General features: G+C 57.9%; 12 protein-coding genes. 5 read left to right on the forward strand and 7 right to left on the reverse strand.

The features are described from left to right. Positions 1-25 precede the first annotated feature (25 nt). Complete coding sequence (locus ACVDG4_RS12355) at positions 26-814, reverse strand: AraC family transcriptional regulator (protein ID WP_447235284.1); 789 nt, start codon at positions 812-814, stop codon at positions 26-28. On the opposite strand from ACVDG4_RS12355, the gene ACVDG4_RS12360 reads away from it, so the two are divergent. Further along, positions 803-2,179, forward strand: coding sequence for an MFS transporter (locus ACVDG4_RS12360; protein WP_447235285.1), 1,377 nt, complete (start codon positions 803-805; stop codon positions 2,177-2,179). The two genes, ACVDG4_RS12355 and ACVDG4_RS12360, sit on opposite strands and share 12 nt — an antisense overlap. A 66-nt stretch (positions 2,180-2,245) precedes the next feature. On the opposite strand, the gene ACVDG4_RS12365 is transcribed toward ACVDG4_RS12360, so the two are convergent. From ACVDG4_RS12365 to ACVDG4_RS12375, 3 genes are all read right to left on the reverse strand, one after another. Next, positions 2,246-2,566 (reverse strand): 2Fe-2S iron-sulfur cluster-binding protein, encoded by a 321-nt coding sequence (locus ACVDG4_RS12365; protein ID WP_447235286.1) that lies wholly within the window; start codon positions 2,564-2,566, stop codon positions 2,246-2,248. A 113-nt stretch (positions 2,567-2,679) separates the two neighbouring features. Continuing rightward, entirely contained in the window at positions 2,680-3,042 is a 363-nt protein-coding gene (locus tag ACVDG4_RS12370) for an Hpt domain-containing protein (protein WP_235812899.1), read from the reverse strand. Between the two features lie 250 nt (positions 3,043-3,292). Continuing rightward, the gene (locus tag ACVDG4_RS12375) at positions 3,293-3,607 is read right to left on the reverse strand and encodes a hypothetical protein (RefSeq protein WP_447235287.1); all 315 of its coding nucleotides are present in this window, start codon (positions 3,605-3,607) and stop codon (positions 3,293-3,295) included. Between the two features lie 275 nt (positions 3,608-3,882). Between ACVDG4_RS12375 and ACVDG4_RS12380 the strand changes: the two genes are divergently transcribed. Further along, positions 3,883-9,582: an apolipoprotein A-IV repeat region-like domain-containing protein gene (locus ACVDG4_RS12380; protein WP_447235288.1), complete on the forward strand. Its 5,700-nt coding sequence runs from the start codon at positions 3,883-3,885 to the stop codon at positions 9,580-9,582. Positions 9,583-9,675: 93 nt separating this feature from the next. Here the strand turns inward: ACVDG4_RS12380 and ACVDG4_RS12385 are convergent, their stop codons facing one another. Beyond that, a complete protein-coding gene (locus ACVDG4_RS12385) occupies positions 9,676-10,167 on the reverse strand; it encodes a MarR family winged helix-turn-helix transcriptional regulator (protein ID WP_447235289.1) in 492 nt (163 codons plus the stop codon). 169 nt (positions 10,168-10,336) lie between these two features. On the opposite strand from ACVDG4_RS12385, the gene ACVDG4_RS12390 reads away from it, so the two are divergent. Genes ACVDG4_RS12390 through ACVDG4_RS12400 form a run of 3 tightly spaced genes read left to right on the forward strand, consistent with a single transcriptional unit; the run spans position 10,337 to position 13,188 of the window. Continuing rightward, entirely contained in the window at positions 10,337-11,365 is a 1,029-nt protein-coding gene (locus tag ACVDG4_RS12390) for a TRAP transporter substrate-binding protein (protein WP_447235290.1), read from the forward strand. Between the two features lie 2 nt (positions 11,366-11,367). Next, on the forward strand, positions 11,368-11,877 hold the full coding sequence (locus tag ACVDG4_RS12395; protein WP_447235291.1) for a TRAP transporter small permease: 510 nt from the start codon (positions 11,368-11,370) through the stop codon (positions 11,875-11,877). A gap of 3 nt (positions 11,878-11,880) precedes the next feature. Beyond that, positions 11,881-13,188: a TRAP transporter large permease gene (locus ACVDG4_RS12400; protein ID WP_306149084.1), complete on the forward strand. Its 1,308-nt coding sequence runs from the start codon at positions 11,881-11,883 to the stop codon at positions 13,186-13,188. A 26-nt stretch (positions 13,189-13,214) separates the two neighbouring features. On the opposite strand, the gene ACVDG4_RS12405 is transcribed toward ACVDG4_RS12400, so the two are convergent. After that, positions 13,215-13,820 carry an ABC-type transport auxiliary lipoprotein family protein gene (locus tag ACVDG4_RS12405; protein WP_447235292.1) on the reverse strand — a complete coding sequence of 202 codons (606 nt, stop codon included), beginning with the start codon at positions 13,818-13,820 and terminating at the stop codon, positions 13,215-13,217. Between the two features lie 26 nt (positions 13,821-13,846). Beyond that, entirely contained in the window at positions 13,847-15,850 is a 2,004-nt protein-coding gene (locus tag ACVDG4_RS12410; RefSeq protein ID WP_447235293.1) for an MlaD family protein, read from the reverse strand. Between the last annotated feature and the right edge of the window lies 1 nt (position 15,851).

Here is a 15,851-nt window from a genome sequence, read left to right on the forward strand (position 1 = left end):
GGCCCTTCGCCATGAGGCAGATCAATCAGCCGTCCGGACTACCGAAATACCGCCCGGGTGTTACTCCGAATGCCTTCCGAAAGGTCGCGACAAACGCGCTTGGCCCTTCGTAGCCGAGTTTGTGTGAGACATCAGACACACTGCGGCCAGCGGCCAAAAGTTCCAGCGCGCGAAACAGCTTCACCTGCCGGCACCACGTCCGGTAGTTCATCCCGGTTTCCGCTTTGATCCGGCGCTCAAAGGACCGGACAGACATGGCGCTTTGTGCCGCGGCCTCGGCGAGCGCCGGAACGTGCGCGGGACAGCGCACCAAGCCATCGCACAAGTCTCTCAATCTCGGGTCTTGCGGCATCGGAAGCTGAAGCGGCGCTGCCGGCAGCATTTTCAACTGATCAAGAATGACATCAGCGATCCGGCCTGCCGGTCCATCAATGGTTTCCGCGCGCGGGTAGGACATGAACTCCAGGATCAAGGCCCGCAATAAGGTTGTCACCTGGATGACCTGCGCCGTCTTCGGCAAATCCTGGGCGTAGTCATAACTCACATAGACGAACCGGATTTCAGTATCGGTCAGATAACGGGTTTCGTGCGCAATCCTTGGCGGCAGCCAGACTGCCCGCTCCGGCGGGGCGAAAAAGGTCCCGACTTCAGTATCGATCGCAATTGAGCCTTTGATGACGTGAAAGAGTTGGGCTGAGTCGTGAGAGTGCCATCCGTTATGTCCGGGTCCGGCTCTCTGGCTGTTGGCATATCCGATAATCTTCGCCTTCACCTCGTGATCGGGAAACGCGGATAGCTCCGGATGGATCGGCATGGCCTGCCCCTTTTGATGTTCGACGGGATTGGCGAAACAGAAACATATCATGACAAAACAGCGCTAACACGCAAGAGCGCAATCGAAGTACAAGCGAACCGCAGCGCTGCCAGCACCCACTTTTTTGGCAAGAAACAAATGACGTACTTCACACAAAGCACAAACCCAAATGAATTGACCGGGTGGCGCTCGCCCGCCGTCCTCTTGATGATCATGGCCGGAGCCATGCAGCTGTCCTTTGCTGCCTGGTGGAACCTGATGAACAATTTCGCTGTTCAGGAGCTGGACTTCACAGGCCGGGAAATTGGCATCCAGCAGTCCATCCGCGAGATTCCCGGCTTCCTGAGCTTCCTAGCCGTTTACCTGCTGCTTGTGATGCGCGAACAGACGCTCGCTTACCTCTCGCTTTTGCTCCTCGGCGTCGGTGTTGCAATTACCGGGTACTTCCCCACCGCGCTTGGCTTCTACATAACGACCCTGATCATGTCGATCGGCTTCCATTATTACGAAACCATGGCGCAATCGCTGTCCTTACAATGGCTGCCCAAGGCAACAGCGGCTGCCAGTATGGGCAAGATCCTGGCTGTGGGCTCATTCGCCCAGCTGATTGCTTACGGCCTTATTTTCATTGCCTGGAAGACGTTCAACCTGTCGTTCACGGTGGTTTTTGCCATCGCTGGTGGTCTGACCATTGTCGTGCTGGCATTCCTCATTATGGCCTATCCGCATTTCAAGGAAGGTGTTCCGCAGCACAAGAAACTGATCCTGAAGAAGCGCTATTGGCTCTATTACGCGTTGACGTTCATGGCCGGTGCCCGCCGGCAGATCTTCACAGTCTTTGCCGGCTTCCTGATGGTCGAACGCTTTGGCTACGATGTTCATGAGGTTGCCGGGCTTTTCTTGATCAACGGCGTCTTCAACATGCTGCTTGCGCCAAAGATCGGCAAACTGATCGTCCGCTTCGGTGAACGCAAAGCCTTGATCCTGGAGTATGTCGGTTTGATTGGGGTCTTCGTGACCTATGCTTTCGTCACCAATGCGACTGTTGCAGCCGCACTCTACGTGATCGACCACGCTTTCTTTGCAATCGCGATTGCTATCAAGACCTACTTCCAGAAGATCGCCGATCCGGCTGACATCGCACCGACAGCAGGTGTTGCCTTTACAATCAACCACATCGCTGCAGTCTTCATCCCTGTAGTTTTCGGGTTGGTCTGGCTGGTGTCCCCGGCAGCCGTCTTCCTGGCAGGCGCCGGAATGGCCGCCGTCAGCTTGTTCCTCTCGACCATGATCCCGTCCAACCCGGATGACGGGAACGAGGTTGATTGGTGGTTCCGCAAACCAGCTGCCCAACCGGCAGAATAATAACTGGACACAAAAAACCCCGCCGGAGCGCTCCAGCGGGGTTTTCAATTGGAACTGCGAAGCGTCTTACGCTTGACGTTCCGGGACGTGGACGACCAGTCCGTCCATGTCGCCCGTCACCTTGATCTGGCAAGACAGACGCGACATCGGCTTCACGTCATAGGCAAAGTCAAGCATGTCCTCTTCCATCGGTTCCGGCGAACCGGTTTTACCCGACCATGCATCATCGACATAAACATGGCAGGTCGCACACGCGCAGGCGCCGCCGCACTCCGCTTCAATGCCCTGAACCATGTTCTTGATGGCGTTTTCCATAACCGTGGACCCTTCGGCGGCATCAACTTCCGTCCGGGCTCCATCGGCAGTTACAAAGGTGATTTTTGGCATATTCGCGTCCAAGGATAAAAGTGTCTCTCGATGACCCGACATAAAGGTTCCGGACAAAAGGTCAAGGACCATGCCATTTATGGATGGAATACAGAGTCTGGCGTTGAGAGAAATCAGCCTTCCAGCAGATCGCAGATATACCCGTTGGCTTCCGTGACCGCCGCAACGAGACCTGTCGTCGGTGCATTGGGTGCAGCTTTCAAGTCCCCTTCCAGACACTCACAAGCCGTAGCGACCCGCGCAGCACCAATCGCCCGCGCTGAGCCCTTGAGCGTGTGAACGAGATCGGCGCGAACAGAAGGATCCGTCTCGTTTTCCAAGCGCTCCAGCGTCATTCGGGATTGCGACTTGAACAAGTGAAGAACTTGAACCTCGAGATCACGGTTGCCCAGTGTGTTTGTCGCCAGCTGCACCAGGTCAATTGGTGCTTCGGGACTGGCGCGTCCTGACACGCGTGCCATCGATGAAGGGGCCATAAGGGTGCTCCGAAATACTCAACACATGCCTGGCGGCACCCTGCCGCAAGCTCTACAGGGGTATGAGTGTGCAGCGAAGACCCAAACGCCCGGTTAAATCAGGCGTTTCACGATTGCAAATTCGGGCATGTCCCCAAAAAATTGATTTCTTGGTTAACGAGCATTAAGGGCCTGCGCCGAACCAGAGGAAAAACCCCTTGCTTTTTCGCAGGTTTCCTGAATCGCTAAAATTTTAATAAAATGATTCGCATTAACTTTTTTCGTTTTTTTGACTTGCGGTCAATAATTCGAACGCGTCTGCAGTGAGCTTGCAAACCAGCCAGTCAGGCTTGATTGGGTTGGAAAACCAAGGCTCTGCCCAACCCGCATCGATGCAGGAACGGATCGTGCGGGCGGGAACCTGGCGGCCTTGATGATCAAAGAGAGGCAACTTTCCTCCCGGCTGGGCGAGTCCTGATTTCAACCAGCGCTTTTGTGCAGGCGACAAACTGCCTGCATTAAGTGCAGATTTTTTTCCCGGCCCAGCATCGCTTTCCGTTACGTGCTTTTGCTTCGTTTGAGGCATGAGATCCCCCTCCTAAGTGATTCAGGCGATTGCTGTTTCTTGTTCGTTAGGAGAGATTGTGCCATTACAGTAACTGATGCGGCAAGATGGGGAGAATGCTGTCAACCTTCATGGTTGCAGCGGGTCAGCGGCGGCCCTTCCCAGAGTTTATGATCCGAACCGGAAACAGTGTTAGTCTCGGTTCAAGATCGGCGCATCCGGTTGACCCTCATGACAGCGAAAAGCTGCCTGAGATCACCGGTGTGTAAAGAGTACGGATGTGAGGCGACCCAAAAATGGCAAATCCGACGAAGGCGAAAGATCCGGCGGAAGCAGCTCTGTCTGCGGTTGAAGAAGCGCTCAAGCTTGATTTCGGCGGCCCTGAAGCTTCAGCGGCAGATCAACCGGCGGAACAGGAAACGCCGAGCGATGAGCGCCCGTCACGGCGCGCGGCCAAGACTGCGGACAACAGCGAAGCGGACAAAGACAACCAGCGCCCGGCCCGTCGCCGTGGCCGCGGTGGTCGACCGCCTGCTGCCAATGACGACCGCCGGAACATCGGCAATCTAATTTACGCACTGCAACGCCGGCCATCGACAGCGCCTTTCTGGGGTGCATTTGCCTTGAGCGCCGTTTGGGCCGCGCTCGGCACCAGCCTCTTCATGTCTTCGTTCGCCGACCGGGTTGCTGGCGTCACGGATGCTGAAACGCTGATGCAGTCTCCGGACATGATCCTGGCCGCCATCGGGATTGTGGTCCCGATCATCTTCTTCTTTGTCATGGCCATGATGATCTGGCGCGCGCAGGAAATGCGCATCGTTGCCCGCGGCATGACCGAAGTTGCACTTCGCCTCGCCGAACCGGAAGACATGGCCAAGGAATCCATCTTGAGCGTTGGTCAGGCCATTCGCCGCGAAGTCGCCGCTATGGGCGACGGCATTGAACGCGCCATCGCCAGGGCCAGTGAACTGGAGGTTCTGGTTCACAACGAAGTGTCTTCGCTGGAACGCTCCTACAACGACAATGAGCTGAAAATACGGTCTTTGATCGAGGAGCTGGTCACACAGCGCGAAGCGATTGTCATGAACGCCGAGCGGGTTCGCGAGACGATCGCCGGCGCGCACGAGAATTTTGCCTCTCAGCTCTCTGACACATCTGGTGAGCTCGGGTCGAATGTCGACCAAGCGACCCAGCGGATGATCGACGCGGTGAATGCCCGGGTTGAAGAACTCACCAGCACCGTAGATTCGCGGATCGAGTCCCTTGGCGCAACGCTCAACGCCTCCGGCAACGAGATGGTTGAATCCCTCACCGTTCGCGCGGAAGATTATGTGGCCCGCCTGTCCACCACCGGCACCGAGCTCGTCGAGAACCTCTCGCAAACCGGCACCACGATGTACGAGACCCTCTCCTACCGTGGCAATGAGGTGAACGAACGCTTCGCCGAGACCGCCAACACCTTCGTCGAAACCCTGACCAAGCGCGGCCTGGAGATCAACGAAACGCTGACCACGTCGAGCACCACAGTGGTCGATACGCTGAGCAGCAAGGCGGATGAATTCCGCACTGCGCTTGAAACCACAGGGACTCAGGTCGGCGATACCATCACGGCGCGTGGCGAAGAGATCAACGCGAACCTGTCTTTGACATCCGGCCGCCTGATCGACACCATCACGGCACGGACCGAAGAGCTGGTGACAACGGTCGACACCCGCGTAACTCATCTGGATGAGGCGCTTGCGGAAACCGGCAACAGGGTTGTCGAGAGCATTTCCGAAAAAGGCCAGACCGTCACCGACACCATTTCCATCCGGGGTGCGGAGATCGTCGAGACCCTCTCCAGCCGCTCCACCGAGGTTGCAGAAATCCTGCGCGGCACTGGCGAAAGCATCGTTGTCGACCTGTCCCTGCGCGGCGGCGAAATCGCAGCCAAACTGGACGAAACAGCTGGTTCTCTCACACAGACCATTTCGGTCCGCGGCGGCGAATTGGCCGACAAGCTCGACAATATCTCCGAGCGGATCTACACGGCCATTTCGATCAACGGCACCGAGCTGGACGAGCGTCTTGCTGCCCGCAGCAACGAAATGGCCAGCATCCTTGAACAACAGACCATCGGCTTCCGCGAGACCCTGGAAAGCGTATCCGGCCAGTTCGCTGCAGGTCTTGGCGAACAAACCGGCTCTCTTACTCAGAAACTCGCCGAAACCGGCACTCAGCTCGCCGAGCTCATCGGCAGCCGCGGGGACCGCGTTGCTGGCGACATCAATGAGATTAGCGGCAAGATCGCGGAGACCATCGAAGTCCGCGGCCAGGCCCTCAACGATGGCCTTGCCAACCGTTTGGGTGAGCTGGAAACCATCGTTACCGATCGCGGCGGTCAGTTGATCGATGCGTTCGACACCAAAACTCTGTTGTTGTCGGAAGCTCTCGACAGCCGTCTGTCGACCTTGGACGTTACATTCGGCAATCGCATCGAAACGATGGACAGCAAGCTGGGCGAGCGGATCGAGACCATGGATGCGTCCCTGGATCAGCGGTTCTCGGCTATCGATTCCACGCTCACCGAGCGCATCAGCACGATGGACGCGTCCCTTGGGGACCGCATCGCGGCCATGGACACGTCCCTTGAGCATCGCTTCACGACCATGGATGCAACGCTCGGCGATCGCATCTCGACCATGGATGCGTCTCTCGAGCAGCGTGTGACCACCATGGACACCACGCTCGGCGAGCGGATTTCCACGATGGACTCCTCGCTTGGCAGCCACATAAACACGCTGGATCTGACCCTGGACCAACGCACGGCTGCGTTTGAAGCTGCGCTGGAATCCCGGACTCAGATCCTTGGCGATGCCATCGAACAACGTACCACCGTCATCAGCGACACGTTGGAGGACAAGACCCGCAACATCACGGATGTCCTTGCGGACCGTTCCGATGCAATCACGTTGCAACTTGGCCAGCGTGTTGAAGCTGCGGGCAACACACTTGCAAACCGTGTCGATGAGATCGGCACCAAACTGACGTCACATGTAGATACAGCTGCAGGCGCCATGGCCGAGAAGGCAGAGCTCCTGACTGCAACCATGACCAGCGGCACCGACAGGATCGACGAGACCCTCGATGCCCGTGCACGTCAGATTTCCGATACCCTGATTTCGCGTACTAAGGAGATCGCTCAGGCCTTCGTTGAAGGTCAGGACGAAATGACCTCTGCCCTCGACAACCGCCTGGCAGAAGCCGGTTCGGTCCTAGGCAAACAGAGCGAGCAACTCACGGAATCCCTGTCTGAGCGCATTGCTGAAATCAATGTTTCCCTCGGTGCCAAAGTGTTCGAAGTCGCAGAAACGCTCGACACGCGCGCCAGCCAGCTGGAAACTGTTCTGAATGAGCGCCTGGAAAGCATTTCCGGCACACTGACGGGCGAAAGCGAGCGCGCTCGCGATATCCTGACCGCTGTCATTTCCGAGGCCGGTGCGACCCTGTCGACAGAAAGCACGCGCCTCCGCGATATGGTTCAGGAAGCCGTTGCCAGCGCGGTTCAATCGCTTGCCGATGAGCGCACCCGCACGGTTGAGATCGTGGACGGTGCCCTGAACGATGCGACCGCGAAGCTCTCCGGCGAAGGCGACCGGATGCGCCAGATCGTTCTTGGATCCGTTGGCGAAGCCCGCGGCATCCTGGTTGGCGAGAGCCAGAAAGCTGCCGAGCAGATCACCCAGACCGTTGCACAGGCGAGCGGCTCGTTGACCAGCGAAAGCCAGCGTGCAGCCGTCCAGATCAGCCAGACCATGGAACAGGCAACTGGAGCCATGTCCGGCGAAAGCGCCAAGATCCGCGAACTGGTTCTGGTAGCAGTCGGCGACGCTGCCCGCGCCATGGCCGCAGAGAGCGAAAAAGCCCGTACGCTTTACGCTGGCACACTGGCCGAATTCACCGGTTCCCTCACCGGCGAAAGCGACAAGGTCCGCAGCGAGCTGTCGGGCTTGATTGCGGAAATCTCCGGCAACCTGTCCGCCGAAAGCGAACAGGCACGCATGACACTTGCGCGCACGCTTGAAGAGATCCGCGGTCAAATGTCTGGCGAAGCCAATATGATCCGTACCCGGGTCAACAGCGCGGTTTCCGAAGCCGCCGACCTGTTGGTCAATCGCGGCAACGAAGTCGCCACCGAAATGCTCGACAAAGCCTCCGCGCTCAACGAAGCCTTCGGTGCGCGCTCAGGTGAACTGGCCAAAATCGTCGGCACGGATGGCAACGAACTCATTTCCGCGATTGAAATGCGCGCCAATGACCTCACCGGCCGCCTGTCGGAAGTTCACGGAGCCATTCTTGAAGCCATCACGGTCAAGGGCAAGGATGTCACCGACACCTTTGCGCATACCGGGCTGGACGCAACTAGGTCTCTGGTTGAAGCCGGCGACCGGATTGTTGCTTCCATCAATGAGCGCAGTGATCAGGCAACTCGCCTCCTCACCGATACCAAACATCGGCTCGAGAACGACGTCACTGACATCCTCAACAAGATTGAGACGTCCAACGCGAACCTGCAGGCGATCGTGTCTACTGCCGGAGAGAACCTCTCTGAAGTGGAAGGCAACCTGGCACGCCGTGCTGGCGAATTCCGCTCAGCTGTCGACCGGGCTGTGTCCGAGACCAACTCGACAACAAGCCTGATCGACGAACAGGTCAGCAATCTGCGCGATGTAACGGCAACCACACTTGCGGATATCCAGAACCTGACCAACCGCTTTGGTGACCAATCAGAAGAGCTCACAAAAGCGGCTCGGTATCTGGAAGACACAAACCGCTCCGTGGAATCCCGTGTCACAGACCGCAAGAGTGCGATCGAAGAGGTCGCCGATACACTTCTGGCGAAGACAGAAGCTGTCGACACGCTCATGCGCTCGTTCACCCAGACCCTGTCGGAAACGCTGGAAACCGCAGACGACAAGGCGCGCGATGCCGCCGGCATGCTCTCAGCGGCCGCAGAAGCTGCTTCCAAGAAAGTCTCCGAGCAGTTCGAAAGCATGCGCCTGACAGCTGGAATGGAAGGCCAGAAGGCCCGCGATGCCATCCGTGCCGCTCAGGACGACATCATCGCGGAAATGAGCAGAACGGTCAGCGATGCATCAGACCGGTTCAACGACGCGGCAACGCGGATGCGCGATGTGGCCCGCGACGTCCACCGCGAACTGGAGGCGACCCGCAACGAGCTGAAGCAAGGCGTGCTCAACCTGCCGGACGAAGCAGAAGAGTCTTCTGCAGCGCTCCGTAAGGTGGTCAACGAGCAAATCCGCGCCCTGACCGAGCTGTCGGACATTGTTGCAAAACAATCGAACGCGCTCGACATCTCCAAGCCTCAGGCTCAGGTAGCAACAGCGTCGGCAGCTCCTGCGCCGGCCCCAGCGCCCGCCCCTGCTCCGCAGCTCCCGCAAGCTCCGGTCTTTGCACAGCAGCCTGCTCAGCCGCGCTCAGCGGCTCCGCAACAGCCAGAAGCCCGCGGTCCGGTCAACACCCGCCGCCAACAGCCTGCACAGCCGGACACGTCTGGTTCGACCGGGAAAGGCTGGGTTTCCGATCTGCTGCGCCGGGCCTCGCGAGATGACGATGCGTCGTCCGATACCGAGCAGGGCCGTTCGCCGCTGCAAACGGTGGAGAGCCTGAACTCACTGTCTGTTGACATCGCCCGTGCGATCGACCACGAGACCTTCATCGACCTCTGGGAACGCTACCGCAGCGGTGAACGGCATGTCTTCACGCGCCGGCTCTACACACTGCAGGGCCAGCAAACCTTTGATGAGATCCGTCAGAAATATGCGCGTGATCCGGAGTTCCGGACCGCTGTCGAACGGTACGTGTCCGATTTCGAGCAGCTCCTGTCTCAGGTCTCCCGCAATGACCGAGACAACATGCTCGGTCAGACCTACCTGACCTCAGACACGGGCAAGGTCTACACCATGCTCGCGCATGCCAGCGGCCGGCTCGATTAAGAGACAGCTTCTGTTTGAAACACAAAAAGGCGGCTCTCGGGCCGCCTCTTTTCTTTATTGAAGACAAAATTTCGGCGTCAGTTCATTGTGCAATTATGCGCCCGTCTCCCCGGCTTCAACGTCGAGATTTGCCCGGATCCTGGTCATGATATCCAGCATCGCCTCGATCTCCTGCGGCGCCAATCCGCCAAGCATCTTCTGCTCGACCGCCAACAGCTTTGGCGCCAGATCTTCGAAGGCGGATCGCCCACTCTCCGATAGAGACAGGAGATAACTCCGGCCATCGGCCTCGTTCGATTGACGGGTCAGGAAACCGCGGTCTTCCATGCGCTTGACGGCCCGGCTGACCACGACCTTGTCCATACTCGACCGATGGACAATCCCACTCGCCTGCAGCCCCTCGGCACTGGAACCGAGAATGGCCATAACCCGCCATTCGGCCGGCGCCATGCCGTAGTCGCGCTGGTAGACGTCAGACAGCGCCCGGGTGACATCGGAATAAAACACCCTGACCAAATACGGGAAAAATGTTTCCAGCTGGAAGCCGCTCGGTGTGAAATCCGTCTCGTTTCCGTGTTCAGTCATGCTGTTCCTTGCCCGATTTGGCTCGATTGTAACCGGTTTGCTCTGCTGAGGCGTACCGATTTACAAGATTTTACGATTGACTTAGTTTCAATTGCAACTAATTTCGACGAACCCGTTGTTACAGCGGCAAAGCATTTTGATCGGCAAAGACCGTATGGGAGGAACCGCCGTGAAACACTTGAAGCATCTTTCGATCCTGGCCGGCCTGACCGCCGGAACACTGACCGGCTTCACCGCCACAGCGTCCGCGGATGAACTTGTCCTGTCGTCCTGGCTGCCGCCGAAACACCCGGTCGTGACAGGCGTTATCGAGCCGTGGGCTCAGCAGGTCGCCGACGCGACAGAAGGCCGTGTGACGGTCCGTGTTCTGCCAAAGCCGCTCGGCCCGCCACCGGCTCACTACGACCTCGCCGCTGACGGGGTTGCTGATATCACCTATGGCCTGCACTCGTTCACCAAGGACGACCGTTTCCTGCGCTCCCGCATCGGCCAGTTCTCCTTCATTGCCGACACGGCCACAGACGGCTCCAAAGCCTACTGGAATGTGTATGGCGGTACTTTGGACGCCCAGGCAGAACATGAAGGCACCAAGCTGCTTGGCCTTTGGGTTCATGGCCCGGGCATGTTCCACAACAATCAGCGCAAGATCGAATCCGCCGACGACTTCTCCGGTCTGAAAGTCCGGACACCGGGCGGCTATATCGCTGGCTTGTCGCAGGACCTTGGCATCACCACGCAGTTCATGGGACCAGGCGAAGTCTATGAAAAGCTCTCCCGCGGCGTGATCGACGGTGTTACCTTCCCGATGGAAGCCCTTCAGGCGTTCAACCTAACCGACCACATCAAGTATTCCATGAAGATCCCGGGCGGCATCTACAACACGTCCTGGTTCCTGGTCATGAACGAAGACGTCTGGGACGGTATCTCTGCTGAAGATCAGGCGGCAATTGAAAAAGTCTCAGGGGAAGCACTCGCAGAACTTGCAGGTGGTGTCTGGGACGGCGCAGATACCCGCGGCGCAGCTTATATCGCGGACAAAGACATCGAAGTTTATGATGCCCCTGCCCCGGTTCTCGCCAAGATCAAGGAACTGGCCGACAAACACGAAAGTGCGTGGGTTGAGGCCGTCTCCGGCACTGGTTTTGACGGCGCAGCGGCGCTCAGCGAGTTCCGCGCCCAAACCAACGTCAGCAACTGATCGTGACTGACGGCTCTCATAAATCGACGACAGGCCGGACCTCAAAGGTCCGGCCTGTTATCAATGCGGTCCTTGGCGGGGCATGCCTTGTGGTGCTGTTCGCTTTGATTGGCCTGACATGTGTTGACGTGGTTGCCCGGTATCTCTTCAACAGCCCGGTCACTGGCGCTTATGAATTGACCGAGCTGCTGCTGGCCACACTCATCTTTCTAGCTCTGCCATTGACGACACTTGCCGGCGAACATATCGAAGTTGAGCTTCTGGACGGCGTCAAAAGCCGGTTTTTGAAGCGCTTTGGAACGCTGATCGCCGGAATTTGCACGATCGGTATCTTCATACTGATTGCGCTTGAGCTGACCGAGCACGCTGAAAAGCTGCAGCGCCGCGAACAGGTAACGGATTCCCTTGAAATCCCGCTTTATCTCATCGGCTGGCTCGGAGCTGCCTCCTTCAGCGTTTCGGCCATCGCCGCCGCTGTCTTCTTCTACTCCCGTTTTCGCAAAGAGGCCTAAAACGTGCTTGAGGCTCTGATTGGTTTTGGTGCCCTGTTCGGCCTTGTCTTGCTGCGTGTGCCGATCGCCGTTGCCATGATTATCGTCGGCACGGCCGGCTTCGCAATGCTGCGCAATTGGAACGCAGCCTTCAACCTTCTCGGCAATGCCGCCTTCGACACCGGCCTGTCTTTCACATTGTCGGTCATCCCGCTGTTCATCTTGATGGGCAATCTGCTCACCATTTCAGGTGTCAGCCAGTCCCTGTTCACGACGGCGCACCGGGCACTTCACAAGATGCGTGGCGGCCTGGCAATGGCAACAATCGTGGCCTGCGGCGGGTTTTCAGCCGTTTGCGGGTCCTCGCTTGCAACAGCGGCCACCATGTCGAAAGTGGCCATGCCATCAATGCGCAAGGCCGGATACGCCGACAGCCTGGCAACGGGCTCCATCGCCGCCGGCGGCACCCTAGGCATCCTGATCCCACCCAGTGTTATTCTGATCATCTACGGCCTTTTGACGGAAGCCGATATCGGCAAGCTCTTTGTTGCCGGAATCATTCCAGGACTTTTGGGGGTCGTGTTCTACATGGCGGCGGTTTATGTAACGGTGCTTTTGAAGCCTAATCTCGCCCCGTCCAGTCACGATGACATCCCTGTTGAACGCAAGGATGTTTGGGGGGTTCTCGCCGTCCTTGGCCTGTTTGCGATCATCATGATCGGGATCTATGGCGGGTTCTTCACGCCGACCGAGGCCGCGGGGATCGGCGCTGCAACAGCGTTTTTGATAGCACTGTTCTCGGGCGGCTTAACGTTCGAAAAGCTGTTCCAAGCGGGACTGAATTGCGCGCGGACCACCGCAATGATTTTTGCGATCATCATCGGCGCGGAAGTCTTCTCCAACTTCATCAGCTATGCCGGGGTTCCCGACGCCCTTCTGGAATTCGTCCAATCGCTCGATGTGAATGCCTATGTGGTCATTCTCGTTCTGGTGTTGATCTACGTGATCCTTGGCGCGGTTCTGGAAAGCTTGTCGATGATCCTGTTGACCGTGCCGGTGTTCTTCCCGCTCGTTACGTCTCTGGACTTCGGCACTGGCGCGTTGAGCGATCCGGAAATGGTGCTCATCTGGTTCGGCATCATCGTCGTGGTCGTAACTGAAATCAGCCTGATTTCACCGCCCATCGGCCTCAATGTGTTTGTGCTGCGCTCGGTTCTGACCGATGTGCCGCTGCGCACGATGTTCGCCGGCATCCTGCCCTTCTGGGCAGCCGACATCCTCCGCTTGGGCCTGCTTATAGCCGTCCCGGCACTCTCGTTGGCACTGATCTAGGAAAACGCCCTTGGGCTCTCGGGCGCTCAGACGTTTCTGAGCGTCCAGGCAGCAATATCAGCGAACACCTGTTCTGCCGATTGGTTCATGGCTTCAACCGCCTGTTCAACACCGGAGCTGCCGGACGGGGTTTCCCGCCGGAACACATTGTTGGCAACTGTCCGGCCATTGCGGTCATTGACCACCCGCGCTGCAATCTCAACCACACCGCGGTTGGCGCCTTCAATATTCAATTCAAACGCCCGGATATCCGTCTGAAGCTGATAGTCGATCAGCAGGCCATCACCCGGCAGTCCGACGCCGCGCAGCCGTCCCGTGTTTTGGAGGGTTTGCAGCAACTTGTTCTGCACCACATTTGGGAGCGTGTCGGCCCAGGCAACATTTGGGAAATATGAATAGACCGGACCGCTGTCGACTACCGCGATGTAGGTCGTATCGAGTGCCTTAAGCGCGCGAGGCGGTGCTACAAGCACCTGAACACGGCTGGATCGTCCCGCCAAGCCGCCGACATCGGCAGCCTGCAAGCTATAAAAGGCGTCGGGACCGGAACTGGCGCAACCGGACACCACGGCGCCAGCGCCAAGCGCGCTGATAAACGCCCGCCGGCTCAGTCGGCTGTTTGCCTGTGTCATCCCCGTCAGTCCCCTATTCCCTGTACTCACCGGCGGCGCCCGCCTTGATAGGTCGGCACTTCTTCACCACCGAAGATTACGCGGTTCGGCCGTTGTTCAAAGCTCTGCGCAGCCCGCTGGATCGAGACCAGCGTACGGTTGAATTGCGCCAATGCGGATGTCAGATCCGCCGACCCTTGGGTGGCAAATTTCGACAAACCACCTGCAATGGCATCGGCACGGCTCTCAAACGCAACCGCGACCTTCCGGATCGCTTGCGCTGCAAGCGTTGCTTCCTTGATCAAGCCCTCACCGTCACCGTCAACCATTTCGGAGACCTTCTCGACAAGGCTCTCAACCCGGACCGATGTTGAGTTGAGGGTCGCGGTCATCTGCTGCGCATCGGTAATGATCTGATCGACATCCGGTGTGCGTTTGCTCAAGTCCGCCGTCATTTGCTGAACGTTGTCCGCGGCCTGACGCGCGCTTTGCAGGATTGCGGGGATGCCATCTTCTCCAGCAAGGCCACTGGCCGCAGTTTCGACCGAGCCGACAATATTGGCGATCTTTTCCGGATCAACAGCACGCAGCAGTTCATCGGCAGACTGGAGCGTGGATGCGAACCGTTCTGCCGCGACCTGTACATCTTCGACGAGCGCTGCAATCCGGTCATCCTGGCCACGAACTGTTGCTGAAACCGCCTCGAAATTCTGAATCGTGGACTTTGTCGAAGCGATGATTTCGTTGATCTGGCTTTGCTGATTGTTGAAGTTGTCGACGATGCTCGCAACACTGTCGACGGTCTCGCCAATGGTGGCCGGATCAACGCTTGCAATGATCTCATCGACGCGAACGAGAGAGATGTTCAGTCCTTCAGTGAGTGTGGCTACGGATGCAACAATCTCGTCGACGCGCAGCGGATCAATTACCGCGGCAATCTCAACGCCACGGGTGACGATCGCATCCACTTTGCCAACGATATCGCGCGTTCCAGTGATCACGTCATTGATGGTGCCTTCGCGTGCGCGCAGCATCTCTACAATGTTGTTCACGCCCTGCATCGTGCTGGACGTGGCCACGACCAGTTCATCAATGTCACCCGAGCGCTTTTCCAGCACTTCGCCGAGCGCTGCCGCGCCCTTCATGACCTTTTCGATGTCTTCCGGCTTCACCGCCTGAACAATGCTTTGAACGTTGCCGAGCCCATCATTGAGGCGTTCTGTGAACTCGGTCAGTTCCTTGGCCGCATTTTGAGCATCAGCCATCAGGGTATCGATATCTGCGCTCGCCTTGCCAAGGCTTCCCGAGAAGGTCTGCAGGTCGTCCACGATGGCCGTGACTTTATCGGACGGCACCGCTGCCAGAAGCCGTTCGCCTTCGTCCACCAGGCCCTCAAGCCGCGCAGACAGGCTTGAAAACGCATCCGAAGCCTTTCCGATGCTTGCCATGAAGTCTTTGACGCCATCAGAGTTCGCAGCAAGAGCATCTGAGAACGTCTCAACGTTCTGGATCGTTTTGGAAATCGCCGGACCATTGTCCTGAAGCAGCTGATCGACGGTTTTCATGGTCGAATCCGCGCGTTTCAGAACGTCCCGCGCGCCATCCACGATATCGTCAAAAAACGATCGCTCGGCATTGATGAGTGGGATGTTATTCGGGTTCTGGCTGCCATCCGGATTCAACAGTAGCGGAGAGGAACTTGTTCCGCCGATCAGATCCACATAGGCAACACCGGTCAAGCCGGTGAAATTCAATGTTGCCTTGGTATCTTCGCGGAGCGGCGTGGATGGCCGGATCCGGACCGTTGCCAAAACCTTGGTTGGGTCACCCGGCGCAAAATCCAGCGAGGCCACGTCACCGACCTTGATGCCGTTGAACAAAACCTGTCCCCCCACGGGCAAACCGGTGACCGCACCGGGAAACAGGATTTTGACTTCGACATTCTGACGCGACTCAGCTGTCACAGCGAGCCAATAGATGAACCCGAACGCGCTGATCAGGATCGCGATCATAAATGCGCCGATCAATATGTAATTCGCGCGGGTTTCCATT

It is taken from the genome of Roseibium sp. MB-4 (assembly GCF_053005265.1).